A 21050-nucleotide genomic window follows, 5' to 3' on the forward strand; every position below is an offset into this window, starting at 1 on the left:
CACTCCAGAAGGTACACGGCGAGGGTACCCGGTGAAATGGCCAGCGGGAAGGCGCAATGTCGGGTTCGGTGGGGCTGATTGAACCGGGGGTACGCTCGACAGTGCTACCGATGGACAAAATGCGACTTCAGTCGTTTCAAGTTCGTTGGTTGTGCGCCACCCAACGGCGGTTCGGCCGTGCTCGTCTAACCGCTGGCGTCAGCCGGTGTGTGTAACCTGGGCGTCAGTCGGAGATTGATCTGCTCACGGCGTCCGCGGCACGGTAGCCTCCTCTGGGCTAACGAGATTGCGGCGTGGGACGAAGGCGGCGATGGGATTTCAGGGGACGCAACGGAGGGCCATTGGGTAGCCCTCCGTTGCGTCCGACGACTGCCTCGCGGAGCCCGTAAGCACGACTTGCATCCGCGCGTGACCGCTTTTCCCCGGGCGCGCAACAAGGTGAGTGTGGTTCGTATGACCCACACCACCTTGCTCGAAGTGGCCCTGCCTACCTCCCTAGTCTCATCAGCCAGCTACATTCCGGGGGCTTTTTGAGTCGGGAACCGGTCCTGAAGCGCGGTAACAGTCAGTTGCCGCTGCTTCAGCGCCCGACATGCTTCGACGGCGGCTTGGGCGGCCGAAATCGTGGTGATTGCGGTGACGCGGCTGGCCACCGCTTCGGCCCGGATGCGCGATTCGTCGGTCGAACTGCCGCGGCCGGTCGGCGTGTTGATGATCAGTTGCACGCTGCCGTTCTTCATGTGGTCGAGCAGGTTCGGACGGCCCTCGGCGATCTTCGGAACGTCCTCGACCGGCACCCCCCGCTCGCGCAGGAACGCCGCCGTGCCGCGGGTGGCGATGACCCGGAACCCCAGCTCTGCGAACCCCCGCGCGATCGGCACCGTGGCGTCCTTGTCCCGGTTCGCGACCGAGATGAACACGGTGCCCCCCTCCGGGAGCCGCGAACTGGCCGCGAGCTGCGCCTTCGCGAACGCCATCGGCATGGAGTCGTCGATGCCCATGACCTCGCCGGTGGACTTCATTTCCGGCCCCAGGATGATGTCCACGCCGGGGAACTTGTTGAACGGGAACACGCTCTCCTTGATCGAGTAGTGCGTGGGGATGACCTCGTCCTTCACCCCGAGCTCGTCGAGCGTCTTGCCCACCATCACGAGTGCCGCCAGCCGGGCCAGCGGGACGCCCGTCGCCTTCGACACGAATGGGATCGTGCGGCTGGCCCGGGGGTTCGCTTCCAGGATGTACACCTTCGCCGCCTCGGTCGCGGTCACGCCGCCGCGGATGCCGGCGACCGCGAACTGGATGTTCATCAGCCCCTTGACGTTAAGTGCCGCCGCGAGCTTCCGCGTCTGGACCTTGATCTCGTTGATGACGGTCGCGGGCAGGCTGTACGGCGGGATCACGCACGCCGAGTCGCCGGAGTGGATGCCGGCCTCCTCAATGTGTTGCATCACGCCGCCGATCACCGTGCGTGTGCCGTCAGAGAGGCAGTCGACGTCGACCTCGGTGGCGTTCTCCAGGAACTGGTCGATCAGCACCGGGCGGTCCCGCGACAGGTCGGGTTCGACGCGGCGGATGTACGCCGTCAGCTCGTCCTCGTTGTAAACGATCTTCATGTCACGGCCGCCGAGCACGAAGCTCGGGCGGACCAGGATCGGGAAGCCGATTTTGCGGGCCACGCGCAGGGCCTGGGCCTCGTCCACCGCGGTGCCGTTGGCCGGCTGAAGCAGCCCCAGGTCCGTGACGAGGCGCGCGAACCGCTCGCGGTTTTCCGCGATGTCGATGCTGTCCACGCTGGTGCCGATGATCGGCACCCCCATGCTCTGGAGCGGGGTCGCGAGGTTCAGCGGGGTCTGCCCGCCGAACTGTACGATCACCCCTTCGGGCTTCATCCGCTCGTGGATGTTGATGACGTCTTCGGGCGTCAGCGGCTCGAAGAACAGGTGGTCGGAGGTGTCGTAGTCGGTGCTCACGGTCTCCGGGTTCGAGTTGACCATGATGACCTCGTACCCGCGGGCGCGGAGCGCGAAGGCGGCTTGGCAACAGCAGTAGTCGAACTCGATGCCCTGGCCGATGCGGTTCGGTCCGCCGCCGAGGATCATGATGCGCGGCTTCCCGATGCCGGGACGAACCTCGTCCTCGCCGGGGAGCAGCGAAGAGCCGGTGGGAACTCCCGATTCCGAACCCTGGGCCCGGACCCCCGCCTCATAGGTGCTGTAGTAGTACGGCGTGTACGCCTCGAACTCGGCGGCGCAGGTGTCCACGCTCTTAAAAACGGCGGTGACGCCTTGCGCGGTGCGGAGCTTCCGCACTTCGGCTTCGGACACTTGCCAGAGGGCCGCGAGCTGCCGGTCGATGAACCCGTGCTGCTTGGCTTTCAGCATCAGTTCCGGGGTGACCGCGTCGAGGGACGACACGCCGCGCAGTTCGCCTTCCACATCGACCAGTTCGCGAATCGCGCGCAGGAACCACGGGTCGATACGCGACCGCTGGTGAATTTCCTCAACGGTCATTCCCGCGAGCATCGCGTAGCGGACGTACCAGATGCGGTCCGCGTTCGGGTTGGACAGCTTGACGGTGATCTCTTCGAGCGACGGCGCGTTCGGGGTGCCCCAGCGGTCCCGCTTGTCGCACCCCAGCCCGAACCGGCCCACCTCCAGCCCGCGCAGCGCCTTCTGGAGCGACTCCTTGAAGGTGCGCCCGATCGCCATCGTCTCGCCCACGCTCTTCATCTGCGTGGTGAGCGTGGCGTTCGCCTCCGGGAACTTCTCGAACGCGAACCGCGGCACCTTCGTGACCACGTAATCGATGGTCGGTTCGAAGCACGCCGGGGTTTCCCGGGTGATGTCATTCTTCAACTCGTCCAGCGTGTACCCGACGGCGAGCTTGGCCGCGATCTTGGCGATCGGGAACCCGGTCGCCTTCGAGGCCAGCGCGCTGGACCGCGAGACGCGCGGGTTCATCTCGATGACGATCATTCGCCCGTCGGCCGGGTTGATGGCGAACTGGATGTTGCTGCCGCCCGTCTCCACCCCGATCTCGCGGATGATGTCCTTCGCCTTGTCGCGCATCCGCTGGTACTCCTTGTCGGAGAGCGTCTGCGCGGGCGCGACCGTGATGCTGTCGCCGGTGTGGACCCCCATCGGGTCCAGGTTCTCGATCGAGCAGATGATGACGACGTTGTCGGCCTTGTCGCGCATCACCTCCAGCTCGTACTCCTTCCACCCGATGACCGACTCCTCGACCAGCACCTCCGTGGTGGGCGACAGGGCCAGGCCGTGGGTGATGATGTCGCGGTACTCGTCGCGGTTGTACGCGATGCCGCCGCCGCTGCCGCCCATCGTGAAGCTGGGCCGCAGCACGCACGGCAGACCGATTTCGTCGAGCGCCCGCATCGCCTCCTCGAGCGTGTGGACGACGACCGACTTCGGCACCGCGACGCCGATCTTGAGCACGGCGTCCTTGAACCGCTGCCGGTCCTCGGCCTTGTCGATCACGTCGGCGTCGGCGCCGATCATTTCCACGCCGTACTTCGCGAGGACGCCCCTCTTGAAAAGGTCCATCGCGGTGTTGAGCGCGGTCTGGCCGCCGAGCGTGGGGAGCAGCGCGTCGGGCCGCTCGGCGGCGATGATCTTCTCGACCACCTCCCACGTGATCGGCTCGATGTACGTGCGGTCGGCGGTCTCGGGATCGGTCATGATGGTCGCCGGGTTGGAGTTCACCAGGACGACCGTGTAGCCCTCTTCGCGAAGTGCCTTGCAGGCTTGCGTGCCCGAGTAATCGAACTCGCACGCTTGGCCAATGATGATGGGCCCGGAACCGATGAGCAGGATTTTCTTGATGTCAGTGCGTTTCGGCATTGTGGTCGCATACGGAGGTTGTTCGGCGCAAACTCCGAATAACTTATGAACACAACCCAGCGGGCCAAGAGCGCATCGGCAAGAGTGTCCCCAATGAGCGGCGGCAGGGGAGGGTGAGATGGGCCGAAATCGGGCGGAGTGCTTGGTAATGTGAGGGTGACCGCGGCGAAGTGTGATGACGATCGCACTGGCCGTCCCGGTGCGATCTTGTTGCCCGAATGACGCAGACCGTTACGCCGCGCCGATTATATGGAACGGCTGACGTTACTGGTCACTTGCGTGACCAGAATGGTAGAGTGGTGAACTGAACGCATGTGGCTGCCGAGCACGCGATACTCTGTCCGAAGAGCGAGCCCGGCGTAATTCCTCTTCCCTTGGAGAACCGTACCGATGCGCCCGTTCGCTGTATCTGTCGCGCTTGTCGCGGCCCTGTCTTTGTCCGCTCTGGCCGACGATACGGTCGAGATCAAGCCCCCCGTACTCAAGGCCGGGGACAAGTTCAAGGTGACCAAGACCGAGAAGACCAAGAGCACCGAGGCGTTCGAGTTCGGTGGCAAGGCAAGCAGCAAGGACAAAGAGGATTCCCGACTCATCGTTTACACCGAGCAAGTGGTGACGGCCGGGGCGGACGGCGAGAAGCCGGCGAAAGTGGTGCGCGTGTACGAGAAGTACGATGTCACAAGTGCTAAAGACGGCCCGCCGCCGCTCAACACCCCGATCACCATCGCCAAAAAAGGGGACAAGTTCGAATTCACGGCCGACAAACCGATCGGAGAGTTTGCGACCGCACTGGAGCGCGAGTTTAACAAGCCCAACGAGCCGTCGACGAAGGACTTTCTGCCGGGCAAGCCGGTAAAATCGGGAGACTCGTGGAAAATCGATCCCACAAAGTTCGTTAAAAGCCTCGGGCAGGACAAGCTGAACGTGGACGCTGAGAAGTCGGTTATGACCGGTCGGCTGCTCAAGACGTACAAGAAAGACGGCAAGTTGTTCGGCGTGCTCGAGCTGAGCGCCACGTTCCCGCTGAAGGATCTGGGCAAAGAGGGCGTGACGCTGAAAAGCGGCACGATCAAGATGACCGTCAACACGGACGTGTGCATCGACGGAACCGACAACTCGGAGAACACCAAGTCGGTGCTCGGGTTCGATGTGGCGGCTGAGGCCATGGGCGTCAAGGTGACCGTCAAGTCCGACGGGGTGCAGAGCACCACCAAGGAATTAGTCCCGCGGAAGTGACGCCGGCTCCGTCCGGTTGCTGTCGGCGGACGCGGTGAGCGGTGAGTGCGCCGCTCGCCGACGTACAGTCGGACTCTCGGGCTTTCGGTCATTCGATAATTGATCCTTTTCCGCTCTGCATTTCTGTTGACACCTCTGTCCGGCCCGTTATACCCACGGGCCGAAATCGGCGACTCATCCGGCGGGGGACACGGCCGGGGGCGCCGTGCCAGCACTCACGAGCCGGTTCAATGCCCGATGCGACCACGCCCGTGGCCGCGCTGAAGGACGCCATTCGCGCGTTCGCAGCGGCCCGCGGGTGGGAGCCGTACCACACGCCCAAGAACCTCGCGATGGCGCTGGCCAGCGAGGTCGGGGAGCTGTGCGACATCCTGCGGTGGCTCACGCCCGAGGAGTCCGTGGCGGTGGCGCGTGATCCGGTCCAGCGCGAGGCGTTCGCGGACGAATTGGCCGACATCGCGAACATCGTGTTTCTGCTGAGCGCGCACACCGGGATCGATCTGTCCGAGGCGGTGGCGGCGAAGATGACCAAGAACGCGGTGAAGTACCCGGCGCCCGGGTGACCCGGCGCCAAGTATTTCACCGCCAGCGGCGGCCGATCGGGGGAGATCGGTTCGCCGGCCATAGGGACTTGTCCAGCCTGTTCGAGGGGGAGTGGGCCGTGCGTAAACGACCGATTGTCCTCGCGGCCGCTGTTGCGGTCGCGGGGCTCGCCATACTGGGAACGGTGGTCGCGCAGCAGCCCACCGGCACCTACCCGCAGCCGAAGGTGGTGCCCGCCAGCGGCACCCTCCCGGGGACGGCCGTTCGCCCTTACGGCGACTGGACGCCGACGAACCCGCAACCGGTCTCTCCGGCGGCGGGGTTGGGGCTCGGCAGGCCCGCAAACACCGGCACCGCGGTGCGGCCCACGGGCGGGGCGACGGCTGCGCCGGCCGGGCAGGTGCCGCCAGCCGGATATTCGACCGGCTCCGCCAACCGACCGCGGCCGGGCATTGCCGGGGCCGATCCGATTCGTCCGGCCGGAGGGTTCGATGTGCCGGCACCGAGCATGGAGTTCCCAGGCGCCGCACCGCCGGCCGCCGCACCAACCCGGCCGCTTCCGCCGCCGAGTTTGAGCCTTGAGCCGGGCGAAAGTAAGTTCGCGGCCCCGTCCGCTCCTCCGGGCAGCAGCACGCCTGCGCCGTACGTGCCGGTCCCGCCCGCCCCGGCTGGCACCCCGGCACCCACGGGGGGCGCCGTTCCGCCCCCGTCGTTCCCGCCCGCCGGACCGAGCATGCCGCCGGTAACTGCGGTGCCGCCCGCGACGAACCCCAAGCCCCTTCCGCCGCTGCCGAACGGTATCGGAGCAAGTGCTCCGACGATGCCGACGGTTCCGGGGCCTGCGCTCGCTCCGGCCGCAACTCCGACGGTTCCGGCGGTCACGCTGCCGGCCCGGATGGCTCAGAGCGTGAGTGTCGAGGCGGTGTGCCCGGATTCGGTTGTGTTTAACACCGAGGCCGAGTACGTGATCGTCGTGCGCAACGCGGGCAACGTCGCCGTTCAGCACGTGCGCGTCGAAGACGAACTCCCGGCCGGGTGCCGGTACGTGAGCAGTAACCCGCCCGCCGAGCTGAACGGCGACCGGCTCGTGTGGGCGCTCGGCGCCCTTGAAGCCAACTCCGACAAGCGGCTCGCGGTCCGGGTGCGGCCCACGGAAGAGGGCGAACTTCGCAGCCGTGCGACGGTCACCTTTTCGGCCTCGGTGGACGCGAAAACCAAAGTCACCCGCCCCCGCGTTGCGGTCGCGGTGGTGTGCCCCGAGGTGGCCCGCGCCGGCGAGGAACCTGTGTTCAAGATCAAGGTCACCAACAGCGGCACCGGTCCCGCGCAGCAGATGGTGCTCCAGGCGCTGCTGAGCGACGGGCTCGACTTCCGCAACCAGGGGGCGCGGCTCGAAACGAAGCTCGCGAACCTGCCCGCGGGCGAGACGCGCACGGTCGAACTCCCTCTGAACGCGCTCAAGGCGGGCCTGCAGTCGTGCCAGGTGACGGTGACCGCGGACGGCAGCCCGGAGGCGACCGCGAAGGCGTCGGTGAACGTGGTCGAGCCGATGCTCCAGGTGGCGCAGGCCGGGCCGGTCAAGTGCCTCGTCCGCGCCGAGCCGAGCTACGAGATCACGCTCTCCAACCCGGGCACCGCGACCACCGACGCGGTCACGGTTTACGCCGTCCTGCCGGACGGGTTCGATTTCCTGCAAGCGTCGGAAGGCGGCGCGTTTAACCCGGCCACGCGGGCGGTCACCTGGAAGCTCCAACCGCTGGCCGCCGGGGGCACGAAACTGGTGGGCCTCAAGCTGCGGGCCGGGGCCGCGGGCGACGTGATGCTCCGCACGGTCGCGATCGCCGCGCCCGAGGCTCAGCCCAACGGGATCGCTCCGGTGGGCGGCATCCCGGCTCGCGCGGGCCGCGGGCTGGAGGCCAAGGCCGAAACCGCGATCAAGGCCGAAGGCGTCGCGGCTCTGCGGTTCGAGGTGGCGGGGCTCGAGAACCCCGTTGAGGTGGGCAAGGAGGCGGTGTACGAGATCCGCGTCGTGAACCAGGGGACCGGCGCGTGCACCAACGTGCAGGTCATGGCCGCGCTCGCCGACGGGACGACGTACAGCGGGGCCAACGGCCCGACCGCGGGCAAGGCGACGGGGCAAACGCTGGTGTTCGAGCCGATCCCGAGTTTGGCGGTTAAGGGCGAGACGGTGTACCGGGTGCGGGTGCGCGGGAACGCCGCGGGCGAGCAGCGGTTCCGCGTTCAGCTCACCTGCGACCAGGTGCGCAACGCCGTCGTCAAGGAAGAATGCACGCGATTCTACAAGGAATAGTTGCCCGCGCCGTGCGGGCAGACGGTGGGACGTGCAGCGTCCGAGAGAAGGCGCTCTGGGCGGAGCAACGGCCTTCTTTCGGCAGATCTCCTCGGTTCGGATTTTCGTCCCACGGCCGTGCGGGGGCACGGTCGTGGGGCTGGGGGAAGGGAGTCCGCAATGAGCATCAGTCGCGCGCTGCGTAAGGACCGGGACCGGGCCGAGTCGGACGAGAACGCGATCCACATCCGGTGGATGATCCGCCGGGACATGCCGGACGTGATGGGGGTGGAGCTTGCCAGCTTCGAGTACGCCTGGACCGAAGACGACTTCCTGCGGTGCCTGCGCCAGCGGAACTGTATCGGGATGGTCGCCGAGCGGGGCGACACCGTCACCGGGTTTATGATCTACGAGCTGCACCGCACGCGGCTGCAGTTGCTGAACTTCGCTGTCGCGCCGGCGGCCCGGCGCGGCGGCGTGGGCAAGCTCTTGATCGGGAAGCTGATCTACAAGCTGTGCAGCCACCGCCGCCAGAAGCTGACGCTGGCGGTGCGGGAGCGCAACATCGCGGCCCAGATGTTCTTCCGGGCGCACCGGTTCAAAGCGGCGAAGGTGCTGCGCAACTACTACGAGGACAGCGGCGAGGACGCGTACCAGATGGAGTACCGGCCGGAGCCCGAAGAGTGGGCCGAGTTCGGCGGCGAACCGGTGAACCGGGTCGCGATGTACGAAGACAACCAGGGCTAAAGGGACCGCGCGGTTCGGCCGGACGCGCCGCACCGGCCGCACCCGCACAGGGGCACGAACCGCAACGGCACATGGAGAGGGCGCAGCGATGACGACGGAGCGCAGGATGTGGTGGCGGAAAGTGGCGCTGGCCTCGGTCGGCGGGACCGTTGCGGTGGGCGGGCTGTTCGGCATCGTCCGTGCTACCTCGCCCGAGAAGACGCCGGTCGCTCCTGCGGCGCCGGTCGTCACAGACACCACCTGGAGCCGCGCCGCGGCCCCGAGCCCGGTGCCTCCGTCCGTGTCAAGGTTGGAGCACGCGCCGGTGGCGCCCGGCTCGGTGGTGCCGGCGGGCGCGGCGGTGCCGGTGCCGCTGCCCCCAGTGCCGAGCGTGCCGGTGCCCGCCGCACCCCCGGCACTGCCGCCCGTTCCGTCGGTGCCGTCCGCCATCGAGCCGATTGGTTCCGGGCCGCGCGCGCCCGACGCCGGGCTGCTGAATGCGGACAAAATTCCGTTGCCGCCGGTGCCTTCGATCGAGCTGCCAAGTGTGCCGAGCATACCGAAGGTGCCGGACCCGAAGCCGGCGGCACTGCCGGCTCCGGCTGAACTGCCGGCGCTTCCGACGCCGTTAGGGACGGTGGACCCGCCGAAGATTCCCACCAGCCCGCCCGCCCCGGCGGTGCCGTCGGCCGTTCTACCATTTCCTGCGGTTGCCCCACCCGCGGGGGCCGCGCCGCTTCCTCTCCCTGCGCCGTCACCAGACCCAGCCAAGGCGGTAATGCCGGTTAAACCGGATTCTGGCTTGAACCGGGCGAACCCGCAGAATACGCTCAATCCATCGTCCCCGGCTGGCCCGCCGGCACCGACCGCGCCGCCGACTGGTCCGGGCGGGCGTGACGTGCCGGCGACAACCGTGGACCGGCCCAAGCCGCCCGAACCCGTGTTCGGGACGACCGAGAAGTTCGTGTTCCCGGCACCGGGCGCAACGGACCCGGGGGCTTCGACACCACGAGACGCAACGATGTTAAACCTCAAGCACGCGGCCGCCGCTGCGATCCTCGGTGGCGCGATCCTGGGCGCCGAACCGGTTCGCGCTGCTCCGGCGGCTCTGGTTCCAGCGGCCCAGACGCCCGCTGCCGACGACAAAGTCAGCGTCGAACAGCTCAAAACGGATCTCAAGGCCGCCAGCGACAGAATTAAGAAGCTCGAAGAGCAAGTCGAGAAGCTGGAAGCCTTGGTGCTGGGCAAAAAGGACCCTGACGGGAAACGGCTGACGAACAGTTTGGACCGGGGGGCCGTCGCGGACGTCGTGGACCTCAAGGACAAGATCAACAAGCTGGAGAAGGAGCTGAGTTCGCTGAAGACGCAGACCGCGCTCAAGCCGGCCGTCGAGACGCCCGAGGTGAAGCCGAAGGGCATCGTTCGGGTGGTGAACGAGTACCCGGTCGAGATCACGATGCTCATTAACGACCGCACGCACCGGGTCGCGCCGAGCACAAAGGTCGACGTAGAAGTGCCCGCCGGTGATTTCAGTTACCAACTGCTTCAGTCCGGTGCCGCGGTGACGCGGAGTGTCATCAAGGACAAGGAAACCGTGACACTTCGGATCAAATAACCTACCCGCCAACGCGGACAGCGGAACTCGGCGCGCGGGACCGAAGAGCCACGAACTCTTCGGTCCCGCGCGCCGAGTTCCGTGTTGCGAATTACCTATGATTGTGACCATCGACGGCCCATCAGGTGTGGGGAAGAGTACGGCCACCCGTGAACTCGCCGCCCGCTTCGGGTTCGAGTACCTCAACACCGGCTCGATGTACCGGGCGGTCGCGCTGGCGATGCACCGGTTCGGCGTGCCCACGAGCGACGAGCGAGCGGTGGGCGCTGCGCTGGCCGGGGTGCGGGTGGACGTGCCCCTCGGGAAAGTGCTGCTGAACGGGGCGGATGTCTCCGGACTTATCCGCACCCCCGAAGTGAGCCGCGGCGCGAGTGAGGTCGCGGTCCACCGCGCGGTGCGTCTGCTGTTAGTCGCGAGCCAGCGCGCCGCAGCGGTCGGCCGCGACATCGTGTGCGACGGGCGCGACCAGGGGTCGTTCGTGTTTCCGCTCGCAGAGTGTAAGTTCTTTCTTGTTGCCGACGCGCGCGTCCGGGCCGAGCGCCGGGCCGCAGAACTCGCCCGCGACGGCGCGACGGTGAGCGTCGAGGACATCCACCGGGACCAGGAGACGCGCGACCACCGGGACGCGCAGCGCGACCTGGGGCCGATGCGCCCGGCCCCGGACGCGGTCGTGGTCGATACAACAACGCTCACAACGGCCGAAGTGGTCGAGCGGTTGGAAAACATTGTTCTTGCGGTCCGGTCGTGTAAACGGCGGCGATCGCCCGAAAGGCTACCCTCCTGATGGCAGACCGCCCGAACTTCGTCGGCCGGCTGTGGTACGACACGGTTTTCTGGTCCTCGTTCACGGCCTTCACGTTCGGTTTCAGCATCCGACGCCGAGGGTGGAAGAACATGCCGCGCACGGGACCGGTTCTCGTGCTGGCGAACCACCAGTCGATGTTCGACCCGGTGCTCGTGGGGCTGTCGTCGCGCCGGTACCTGTCCTATCTGGCGCGACACACGCTGTTCGAGCAGCGCGGGTTGGCACCCATGATCCGCAGCCTGAACGCGATCCCGATCGACCGGAACGCGGGTAAGGACGGTATTCAGGCGGTGCTGAACGCCCTCGGCCAGGGGCAGGCGGTGTTGATGTTCCCGGAGGGCGAGCGGACCCACGACGGGAACGTGCATCCGCTCAAACCGGGGGTGTCGTTGCTGATCAAACGGGCCGGTTGCCCCATCGTCCCGGTCGGGATCGCGGGAGCGTTCGACGCGTGGTCGCGGTTCATGACCGTGCCCCGGCCGGCTCCGCTCTTTCTGCCGCCCGCCCCGGGTACGCTCGCGATCTCGGTGGGCGAACCGATTAACCCGGCGCGCTACGAAGGCATGAAGCGCGAGGCGATGCTGGATGACCTGCATAAGTCGCTGGCCGCGCAGCACGCGGAGGCCGAACGCGTGAGACGCAAGTAACTGCGTACTCCGGTAATTGGGCTTAGCGCTTGGGGAGCGCGCCTGGAGTCGATCCGCTGTCGGTGCCACCTTTGGTTAGGTCCCACACCGTCACGGCTTCTTCGGCACCGGCCGATGCGATGCGATTCCCATCAGGGAAGACGCACAGCCGGGAGATGTCACCGTACCCCGTCAAGAACCGGCGCGCCAGGCGGCGACGGGCCACGTCCCACACTTCGACGCCGCCGGCCGTGCCGCTCGTTCCGATAATCAACAGTCGGCTGTCCGTGCTGAACGCGACGTGCTGTGCGAGCCCTTCTTCGCTGTGCCGGTCCGTTTTGAACACCTCGGACCCATCCGCCACGCTGAAGATCGGCACTTGTGCGCGTGAAGCGGCCGTCACGAGCTTTCCGTCCGGGCTGAACGCGATCGTCGCGCGGAGCCCCCGGCCGACGCGGGCTTTCCACACTTCGTCAGCCGGGCGGCCCTTTCCGTTCACGGGCCAGAGCCGCAAGAAGCCGTCGCGGCCGAACTGCGCGAGCTTGGTTCCGTCCGGGCTGAACGCCAGTGCCAGAACGGAACTGGTCACCAGCGGCAACCGGGTCCGTTCGTCGCCCATGAGATCGGCCAGGACGACCGCGCCCGACGAGTCCGCCCACGCGATGCGATGGCCGTCCGGTGCAACGGCGACGGCTCGCGCCTGCGCACTCTTGTCGAAGGCGCGTGTGGGCTTTGCCGCGAGCGGTTTCATGGGGTCGAATTCGGAGTACGCGACAACGCCTTCGGCAGTCGCGACCAAGAGCGTACTGCCGCCCACCGCCGCCGCGACCGCAGGGCCGGGCAGAACGCCACGCGCCTTCACCTCTTGGCGGCCGACGGGCCAGAGGAAAGCGGCATCATTGGAAAGCAGAAACAGTGACTCACCGTCCGTTGTGCCGATCATGAGCGCCGGGGCCGGGAAGCGGTCGTTCTCGGCGTGGAGCTGTTTCCCGGACGGCAGATCCCAGAGCCGCACCCGCAACCCGCCGTTTCCGGTCGCGACCAGTTTCGAGCCATCGGGTGAAATTGCAACCGACCCTGCGGCGCCACGAATTTTCGCGGTGAACGCGTTCTTCGCTAAATCGTAGATGCCGGCATCGGTGCCGTTGCTCACCGCGAGCCGGTCGTTCGTGAGCCACGCGAGCGGTACGTTCATCTCGGGCACTTCGCTCACGAGCGCGGCACGGTCGGTGTAGACGCGTACCGTGTCGGTGCCGTCGGCGGCGCGCGACCCGACTGCAAGCCGCTTCCCGTCCGGGCTGTAGGACACCCCCCGTGCCCGATCTTTCCCAGCAAGGTGAAGCGTTCGCTTTCCGCCGGTAATCAGGTGCGCGGCAACGGTTCCGTCGTGGTTCCCAACCGCGATCGCTTTTCCGTCGGGTCTGAAGGCAAACACGTCGGTGCCAGTCAGTTCAAGCTTCGGGAGTTCCAGCTCCACTTCGGTGATGACGAGGTTGCCGCTCCCGTCGTTGGTTGCCAGCAGTTTGCCGTTAGCACTGAAGGCGAAGCGGTTTGTGCCCGTACACGCGACCGTGTCGATTTCACGAAGGGTCCCGGGGTCGAGAAGCCGGATCAAGTGTTCTGCCGTGTAGTGGACTGCGAGTTGCTTGCCGGACTTCGTGTACTGCACTGCCGACACACCGTAGCCCGTCTTTTGCGTCATCCGAACCATATCGCCGGTCGCTGCGGACCACACGCGGACCGTTCCGTCTTCACCACCGGTGACGAACGTCGAGCCGTCTGGCGCGAACGCAACGCAGGTCGGTCGTTCGGCGTGCCGGAGGCGCGTCTGGCCGAGGCGCGCGACCGCACCTTCCGGCAGTCCGGCACTGGAGGCCGGTTTCGGCGGCGGGGCGGTCGGCGGCTCGCCGGCGCTCGCGGCACGAGTGCAAACGTTAATAAGACGAACAGGCACAAGCGGGCGAGCATCACAAGCCCTCGACAAGGCACACGCGGCGCGGAGCAGTGTTGCAGATGAGACGCGTTGCTCCCGCCGGTCTTACCGGAAATTCTCCATGATTTGGACCCCGTGATCTACCGCCGCGGGGTTGGAACCGGACCGAGCGGTCTCCTGTCCGCTCACTGGCGACGCTCAGTTGCAAGGCCGGCACATATGGCACTTCCAGACCCATTTTTGCTGCAAGGAACTTTCCGCAGTCCGCAGGCGACGCTTTGGGAGCGGTTGGACGTGCTTCTCAGCCGAGTCGTGGGACTCGTAAACGCGAATCGCTGCTGTTCTAAAACATTAAATCGCAACAGTTTGTGGGTTTTCAGTCGTGAAAGATCCAGCCGGCTTGAGGACCGCAAATCTGGGCCGATGCGTGTGATTCGTGGGTAGCAACAACCCAGCGGGTTGGTAGCGAATCGCCAGTCCGGTGGTAGCAAACGTCCAGTCGGCGCCCCGTTCGTGACCGCTGTGCGTGGGGCCGGGCGTCCGTGTGTGGTGAAACGTTGATGGGTGTGGGTGCCGCTGAGTCACGATCTATTCTGCGCAACGTTCTCGTGCGCGGGTGGGTGAATCGCCGAGAAGTTCGCCCGGCGCACCGGTCCGGACGGAACGAAATGAACCCGGGCCGCGCACCGGGTGCGCGGCTCGGGACGGTACGTTCTCGCAACGGTTTTACACCAGCGATTCGAGCAGGTACTTGAGCTTCCGCACCTCGGGCACGATCGGGAACGGGCTGTCCGGTATGTCGCGGACGTCCACCGTCAGAGCCCGGTCGTAGCGGCAGCGGTCGAGTTGCGTGAGCAGCCGCCCGAACTCCATCTCCCCCTGGCCGATCCGCACCTGGAACTGGTCCGTGCCGGTCCCCGTGTCGCGCAGCCGGACGTGCCGGACGAACTTCAGCAGGCACTCGTAGTCGGCACTCGCGTGCGGACCGGAGTGGTAGTGACTCGGGTCCAGCGTCAGCGCGAGTCCGGGCACCCGGCGGCACAACTCCGCCGCCCCCTGCGGGTCTGCGGTCACGGTTTGGGCGTGCGTCTCCACCGACAGGATGACGCCTTCCGCTTCGGCGATCCGGACCCAGTCTTGCAGCCGGGCCACTTCGGCGTCGAGGTCGCTCCCGATCGGCGCCGCGGGGACCGTGAGAAGCGGAACGGTGCAGACGCGGGCCAGCCGGCACACGGCCTGAAACTCTTTGCGCGCGCCGACCGTGTCGGTCGCGCTGGTGATCAGGTGAATCGACGCGAGGGGGAGGTTCGTGGCTTTCAAGCGCTGCACGCACCGCCCCAGGTCCGCAACCACCTCCGCCGGAGTGAGGTGCGGGCCGCCTTCGTGAATCGCCAAATCGGCTTTCGTGAACCGCATCTCGCGGACGGTGCGGAGGGCATCCTCCAGCGACACCTTGCTGAAGCTGAGCGTCGAGCAGGCAACGTACACGGTGTCTCCTCCCCAGCGCGCACGCGGCCGCCGAACGGCCTCCGGACGCGCTCCCCCAATCCTTCCGACCGTGTGGTATCGACCCCCGTCGGCACTCACACGGCTCCCCCCCGGGACGGATCAAATAGCAGCCGGTCCCCGCGCATGCAAGAAAAAATTAGAGGCGAATTCGGCTTGTTACTAAAGCCGGGCGCGGCTACCAACCGCGCAGCTTGCGCACTCCCCGAAGGAACCGTTGATGACCCCGTTGCCGCTCGCCGAGTGGACCGTCGCACTCGACCGCATGGACGCCGCGCTGGCGGCCGCGACCCAGGCCATCGAGCGGCGCGACGAGCGGCTCGAACGGGCCGTGGCGCCGTCCGCCGGGGAAGGGGAGTTGCCCGCCCTCGACCGGATCGACGCCCGCCTGGCGGACTGGGAGCCGCGGCTCCGGGCGGCCGAAGAGTTGGTGGCGTCAGTCGAGCGCGAACTGGCCGATCGCGCGACGGCGGCGGGGGCGTGGCGTGCGCTGTTCGCGGACTGGGAGCAACTGCTAAAACGAGGGAGCGTCGCGCCCTGATACATGAACCCGTCTGCGGTGTCGCTTTCTGACGCGCCGCGACCGCTCGGAAGCGGTGACACGTATACCGCCCCCGGGCGGTCGCGCCGCGTCAAGAAATGCGACACGACCACCGGTCACGTGTGCGAGAACGGGGGGCGTTTTGCGGCCCGCACGCTTCGGAAGGCCGTTTTTGACAGGATCGACAGGATGAACAGGATGAAGACTGATCAATTTTAAATCCTGTTTATCCTGTCGATCCTGTCAAAAACGGCCTTCGCATTCCTACCGCGCGTTCGTATCCCGCTCCCGAGGGTTCGCGGCCCCGCTAAGAAAGCAGCAATATTACCGGGTACGTGTATGCTGTCGGGCGCGTCGGGAGGGAGCAAGCGTGTCGCAGTTCGCGGTTATTATTCCGGCGGCGGGTCAGTCGTCGCGGTTCGGCGGCGCCGAGAAGAAGCCGTTCGTCGCTCTGGACGGGCGCCCCGTGTGGCTGCGCTCCGCGGAGACGTTCTGGGGCCGCGATGACGTGAGCAAGGTGTACATCGTCGTCGCCCCCGCGGACCGCGACGACTTCCGTGCGCGATTCGGCCACCACCTCGCGTTTACGAATGCGGAACTGGTCGAAGGCGGTTCGGAGCGGTTCGAGTCGGTCGCGAACGCGCTGGCTCGGGTGCCGGAGAGTGTCCCTCTCGTGGCGGTTCACGACGCGGTCCGCCCGCTCGTCACGCCCGCGCTCATCAACGCCGTGGTGCAGTCCGCGACCGAGCACGGGGCCGCGATGCTGGCGGTCCCCGTTGCCGACACGCTGAAGCAGGTGGAACCCGAAACGAACCGCATCACCGGTACGGTCCCGCGAGCGGGTGTGTGGCAAGCGCAGACCCCGCAGGTGTTCCGGCGGGACTGGCTCGCCGAAGCCTACGCGGCCCGGGGGCGGTTGACGGTTCCCATTACCGATGACGCGCAGCTAATTGAAGCGCTGGGGCACTCCGTCGTGGTGGTGCCCGGTTCGCCGCTGAACTTCAAGATCACCACACGGGACGACTTGGAACTCGCGGACGCCGTACTGAAGGCCCGCGCCGCCCGTCGCGAAGAGGACAAGCCGTCGCGGCGCCCGTTTGACGACGAGATGCAGTAGTAGCGTTAGAGTTGGTGGCAGAATGATCCCCGCTCGGGGTGGCATTGCGGCCACCGAGGCGAGGCCGGCGCGCACCAACACGCGATGGTGGAGTTCAGACGATTTTGACAGGATCAACAGGATAGACAGGATTTAGAGTTGATCGGTCTTCATCCGGTGAATCCTGTCGATCCTGTCAAAATCGTTTTCGTAAGTACGAAGCCCATGTGGGCCGGAACGAAGCCGTGGCCGGCCGCCCATTCTGCCACCGGTTCTTATGGCTTCTTCGGAGCGTCACGCCGCGCCGACGCCCGGCCGGGGGGCAAGCGCCTTTTGAAGCGGACAGTTTTCGGGCGCGGATTCGCCGCGCCGGTAACGTGTGAGCAACTCCTGCGACCGCCGCGCGAGCATACGCCGGACCTCCCGGCGCTTGCCCTTCACGCGCGGAATCACCATCGAATCGTAGCCGGTCGTTTGGTGTCGCATCCAGGCGATCACGGCCGCCTCGGCTCGCTGCTCAACGGGAATCCGTTTCGTCCGTGCGACGGTGCCGCTGCCCACCGGTGTGGCGTGCGTGGTGACGGCCAGCGCGAGCCGCTGCGCCAGGTCGGCGTAGGTCGCGTGGAACGCAAGGAAGTCGCGTACCGCGGTGGCGAACTCGTCGACGTAGGCCGTTTGCGTCCGCTCGCGCCGATCGGCGTCGGCCTGGCGCCGCTTGGCGTGCGCCTCGGTTGCGCGTTCCGCTTCCAGGTCGCCGCGGATTTGTTCAACGGTTGCGGCGGGCGCCCACGTGCCGCGCGAGAAGGTTTTGCGCCCGCGCTTCTCGGCAACGGACCAGCTCTCCCCCGCCGCACGTATGCGGCGGGTCAAGGCGGCATCACCGGGCGGAACCAGCACCCAGCCCGCGGGTACCGTGCGGACGGTGCCGTCGGCGGCGCGAACGGTATCGGGCTTCGGTCCCGGGGTGAACGTTACCACTGTGTTTTCCGTAGGCATGGCCCTCCTATCGGCAGATGGCGGGGCGTCCTTCAACTCCGCTGCGGTGTCCGCGCGGGTCCGCAACCTCATCGTAACGAACGGGCAAAGAGTGCCGATTGTTGCCGCCGAGAAAAAAATCGAAGAGGGCTTCGCGCGACATTCGGAGGGTGTATTATGCTGTTGGCTCGACGGGTCGCGTGTCCGTGACGCGACAAACTGAAGGCCGAAGGCGTCGCTTGGTCGCGGCGCCTGAGGTGTGGCTTTGTTGAAAGGAGGTGGTCCCGTGCCTAGTGACCATAGTTCGAAGGGCCGGCTGTCTTAACGGCCGCTACGGGTGGACGTAAGCCGGCCGCCCGACCGAACCCCCGAGCGTATCTACTCGGGGGTTCACTAATTTATGAGGCTCACGCGACTGTTGTTTGTGCGAGTTGTGTCGCATTCTCGATTCTGAACGCAATACGTCATTTCGTCACATCTATTAACCCATCGCTTTTAACTCGACTGATCTGACACAAACACATCCTGTAGCAAGTTTCAATTTATCCGCGCGGAAACCGCAGACCAACATCATTCCATAAGCCTGTTGGTAACGTAACGATCAATATTAGCGGATTTCGAGACGCTGGCACGAAACAAGCAGATCTTGAGTTTTGGGCGTGGCTCATTCGTTCAGGCTTCGTACCGCGGAGCAGAATCTCAATGCCGAAACGGTACCTCATCCTCGCGTGCGACGGCGGGGGCATGCGGGGCTATCTGACCGCCCGGCTGATTCAAGAACTCGACGCCGCCCTTGGCGGTGCGCTCTTGCGCCGCGTCGACCTCTTCGCCGGTACTTCGACCGGAGGGTTACTCGCGCTCGGGCTTGCCGCCCGAAAGCCTGAGCAAGGGGCCGCGGCGCTCAAGGATCTAGTTCGCCTGTACAAGGTGCAGGGAGCCAGCGCCTTCAAATCGGTGCGGCCCGAAGAACTGGTGGGCCGGTTAAAACTCGAACTGGGCGTGGCGGGGTTCACCGTGAAAGTGGACCTCGCGGGCGTTCTGGAACAAGGGCTCGACGCCCTTCAGAGCCAGCTCGATGTGAGTCCCAAGGGGCTGAACCGGGCGCAGCTCGGTGCGTTTCTCGGGGCGCGGTACTCGAACGACGACCCCGGTGCCGGGCTGCAAAAGCTGGTGAAAGCGTTCGTCGGCACCGATACGCGGTTGTCGCTGTTGCCGCGGAACGTGCTGGTCACGACGTTGCGGTTGGACGGCCCCGACGGCTGGCAGCCGCTGACGCTGCACAACCTTCCTGTACCGAAAGGCGCTGCCGGTGCGGCGCCGGTTGTAGACTCGCACCTGCTCGACGCGGCGATGGCCACGACCGCCGCGCCCACCTACTTCGCCCCGTGGAAGCACACCGAACTCGGCTACTGTGTTGACGGCGGGGTGTTCGCGAACAACCCGGCGGCGCTGGCCCTCTCGGCGGCGCTCGCGGCCCGACACGATTTGCAATCGATTTCGGTGCTGTCGGTCGGAACGGGTGGGGTGTTGAACCGATACCCGATTGAGAAATTGAAGGTTCCACCGCCCAACATGGGCATCTTGGCGTGGATGTGGCCGGCGGCCGTGAAGTCGTTCGACACGCCCGAAATGCCGCTGCTCAACGCGATGCTGGACGGCACCGCCGCCGCCGACGAACTGGTTTGCCGCGGGATGCTGGGCAACCGGTACCGGCGTCTTCAGCCGCGGCTGCCGGAGGTCATCGCAATGGACGAGGCCGACGCCCCGGACCGGCTGGAAAAGGTGGCCACCGCGTTCACCACCGACCCGCGTGCCCGAGACGAGTGGAAGAAGACGGTGGAATGGGTCCGTGAGCAAATCGAAGAGGCGTAACCGGTCCATCGCTAACCAAGCACTCGTTCGCGAGTTATGAATACGCTTGTCCATTTTATGTTATATCTTCCAGTATAATTAAACGGCGAAATGTTAGTTCGCCAAGTCCCCGTTCATCTCGGTAGGCCCACTTAGCCGCCGTTCGACGCGGAAGGCTCGTTCTGCCCGCACCTACCGCAATCCCCGCAGGAGCGAGGTGGGCCTGCGGAGATCACCAGATCGGTGGCTTGATGCCCTGCCTACGCACCGTGAACCCCGTGCCTCTACCACAGGTACGCTTTGGCCAGTCGCTTCAGCATGAGTTTCCTCAATCACAGTGCCCGCGGTCGAACAATAGAGTCGCTGCACAATAGTCCCAGTTTCGCGCGCAACTGCTTTCGAATCTTGATCTTATGGCAAGAATCGGGCCGAGATGCAAAAGCTACATTAACGTCTGACGGCTCAATGGTTTAAAGCAAAGCCTAAGCTATTGTGCAACGACTCTAATGCGTAATAGTGCTGACCGTCGTCGTGGCCCCACTCCGTCGTTCGACGTCTTGCAAGGAACGGTGTTGAGGCTGATTTGCGGAGAGCGGGGTTGAGAATAGACCCTGTTCACCACAACGATAAGAACCGCACTCAAACTCTTTCATAGCAAAGACTTGCATCTGAAGTCGCATGTTCGACATAAACCCATTGCTGATGGGGGTGGGCGCTTATCTTGAACAGGGCCTAATAGGCAGTCACGTCGAGGTGAAACGCCTCGACGCAGCTCGGCGACTCTCGCGATTACCTTTCTACCGACTTAACCTTCCCATCCGGCCCGAACGTGATGTTGATGCCGGAAGCAAGGTAACTGTATACGACGTAAAACTCACCCGGCGGGCCAAAACTGTCAACGCCGAACGGTTGCCCCATCAGCCTTTCAACCTCGACGCCCGTCATCTGGGGTGTGATCAGGTAACTTCCGATCTTTTCTTTTATGACTGTTGTGAGATTGTCGAGATTGTGCCCCAGGCCGGAGTTGGGGATTTTGCACAGGCCGCTATGTGATAGTGCGAATGTCACTAATAATGAGAGCATGCCGCCTCCTGCGGACTAATTGTTGCTCCACGGTCCCGTAAACGTAACCGCACCTTGCTTGTCGATGGTGATTTTTAGCGTGATCTCAGTTGTCGCGCCGGCCCATGCGATCTTGCCCTTCATCGCACCGGCGTGACGGGCTTCCAAAATCGTGAAGCTGTTCACGCCTTTGCCGTTGTACGTTCCAGCTCCAAGCGTGATCTTTACAGTTTGCTCGACCTTGTCTACTTTCGTCGGGTTGAATGATCTGCGAATTGTTTGCAGGTCGGGATTCGTTACACCGTTCTTGAGGAAGAATGCCTCTACTTGCACTTCGTAACCGTTCACGGGGTGCGGGCCGTGCATTTTCCAGGCCTTTGTGACTCGA

The 21050-nt window shown here is 65.4% G+C and carries 16 protein-coding genes; 11 read left to right on the forward strand and 5 right to left on the reverse strand.

What is annotated here, in order from left to right; all coding sequences use genetic code 11:
- Positions 1 to 512: 512 nt before the first annotated feature.
- A complete protein-coding gene (gene carB, locus GobsT_RS15605) occupies positions 513 to 3857 on the reverse strand; it encodes a carbamoyl-phosphate synthase large subunit (protein ID WP_010047956.1) in 3345 nt (1114 codons plus the stop codon).
- 390 nt (positions 3858 to 4247) lie between these two features.
- Between carB and GobsT_RS15610 the strand changes: the two genes are divergently transcribed.
- The 7 genes from GobsT_RS15610 (at position 4248) to GobsT_RS15640 (ending at position 11719) form a co-directional block, all read left to right on the forward strand.
- Positions 4248 to 5093 carry a hypothetical protein gene (locus GobsT_RS15610; RefSeq protein WP_010047958.1) on the forward strand — a complete coding sequence of 282 codons (846 nt, stop codon included), beginning with the start codon at positions 4248 to 4250 and terminating at the stop codon, positions 5091 to 5093.
- 230 nt (positions 5094 to 5323) lie between these two features.
- Positions 5324 to 5656: a nucleotide pyrophosphohydrolase gene (locus tag GobsT_RS15615; RefSeq protein WP_010047960.1), complete on the forward strand. Its 333-nt coding sequence runs from the start codon at positions 5324 to 5326 to the stop codon at positions 5654 to 5656.
- Positions 5657 to 5754: 98 nt separating this feature from the next.
- Positions 5755 to 7947 (forward strand): DUF11 domain-containing protein, encoded by a 2193-nt coding sequence (locus tag GobsT_RS15620; protein ID WP_148087755.1) that lies wholly within the window; start codon positions 5755 to 5757, stop codon positions 7945 to 7947.
- Between the two features lie 159 nt (positions 7948 to 8106).
- A complete protein-coding gene (rimI, locus tag GobsT_RS15625) occupies positions 8107 to 8673 on the forward strand; it encodes a ribosomal protein S18-alanine N-acetyltransferase (protein ID WP_010047966.1) in 567 nt (188 codons plus the stop codon).
- Positions 8674 to 8779: 106 nt separating this feature from the next.
- Complete coding sequence (locus GobsT_RS15630; RefSeq protein WP_010047968.1) at positions 8780 to 10267, forward strand: hypothetical protein; 1488 nt, start codon at positions 8780 to 8782, stop codon at positions 10265 to 10267.
- A 97-nt stretch (positions 10268 to 10364) separates the two neighbouring features.
- On the forward strand, positions 10365 to 11051 hold the full coding sequence (gene cmk, locus GobsT_RS15635) for a (d)CMP kinase (RefSeq protein WP_010050346.1): 687 nt from the start codon (positions 10365 to 10367) through the stop codon (positions 11049 to 11051).
- Entirely contained in the window at positions 11051 to 11719 is a 669-nt protein-coding gene (locus GobsT_RS15640; protein ID WP_010050348.1) for a lysophospholipid acyltransferase family protein, read from the forward strand. The genes cmk and GobsT_RS15640 overlap by 1 nt, the downstream gene beginning before the upstream one ends.
- A gap of 22 nt (positions 11720 to 11741) precedes the next feature.
- Here GobsT_RS15640 and GobsT_RS15645 read toward each other — a convergent pair whose 3' ends face one another.
- Entirely contained in the window at positions 11742 to 13652 is a 1911-nt protein-coding gene (locus GobsT_RS15645) for a WD40 repeat domain-containing protein (RefSeq protein WP_071529365.1), read from the reverse strand.
- A 705-nt stretch (positions 13653 to 14357) separates the two neighbouring features.
- Entirely contained in the window at positions 14358 to 15119 is a 762-nt protein-coding gene (locus tag GobsT_RS15650; RefSeq protein WP_010050352.1) for a sugar phosphate isomerase/epimerase family protein, read from the reverse strand.
- Positions 15120 to 15357: 238 nt separating this feature from the next.
- Here GobsT_RS15650 and GobsT_RS15655 point away from each other — a divergent pair, with 238 nt between their 5' ends.
- On the forward strand, positions 15358 to 15678 hold the full coding sequence (locus GobsT_RS15655) for a hypothetical protein (protein ID WP_010050354.1): 321 nt from the start codon (positions 15358 to 15360) through the stop codon (positions 15676 to 15678).
- A gap of 370 nt (positions 15679 to 16048) precedes the next feature.
- Positions 16049 to 16795, forward strand: coding sequence for a 2-C-methyl-D-erythritol 4-phosphate cytidylyltransferase (gene ispD / locus GobsT_RS15660; RefSeq protein WP_010052410.1), 747 nt, complete (start codon positions 16049 to 16051; stop codon positions 16793 to 16795).
- Between the two features lie 273 nt (positions 16796 to 17068).
- Here the strand turns inward: ispD and GobsT_RS15665 are convergent, their stop codons facing one another.
- On the reverse strand, positions 17069 to 17770 hold the full coding sequence (locus GobsT_RS15665; protein WP_029601353.1) for a DUF2293 domain-containing protein: 702 nt from the start codon (positions 17768 to 17770) through the stop codon (positions 17069 to 17071).
- 681 nt (positions 17771 to 18451) lie between these two features.
- On the opposite strand from GobsT_RS15665, the gene GobsT_RS15670 reads away from it, so the two are divergent.
- Together GobsT_RS15670 and GobsT_RS37790 are read left to right on the forward strand one after the other, a co-directional pair.
- On the forward strand, positions 18452 to 19621 hold the full coding sequence (locus GobsT_RS15670) for a patatin-like phospholipase family protein (RefSeq protein ID WP_109571074.1): 1170 nt from the start codon (positions 18452 to 18454) through the stop codon (positions 19619 to 19621).
- Positions 19622 to 20278: 657 nt separating this feature from the next.
- Positions 20279 to 20653 (forward strand): hypothetical protein, encoded by a 375-nt coding sequence (locus GobsT_RS37790; protein ID WP_157507061.1) that lies wholly within the window; start codon positions 20279 to 20281, stop codon positions 20651 to 20653.
- 45 nt (positions 20654 to 20698) lie between these two features.
- Here GobsT_RS37790 and GobsT_RS15680 read toward each other — a convergent pair whose 3' ends face one another.
- Positions 20699 to 21010, reverse strand: coding sequence for a hypothetical protein (locus tag GobsT_RS15680; RefSeq protein WP_148087756.1), 312 nt, complete (start codon positions 21008 to 21010; stop codon positions 20699 to 20701).
- Between the last annotated feature and the right edge of the window lie 40 nt (positions 21011 to 21050).

This window comes from Gemmata obscuriglobus (assembly GCF_008065095.1).
GTDB lineage: Bacteria > Planctomycetota > Planctomycetia > Gemmatales > Gemmataceae > Gemmata > Gemmata obscuriglobus.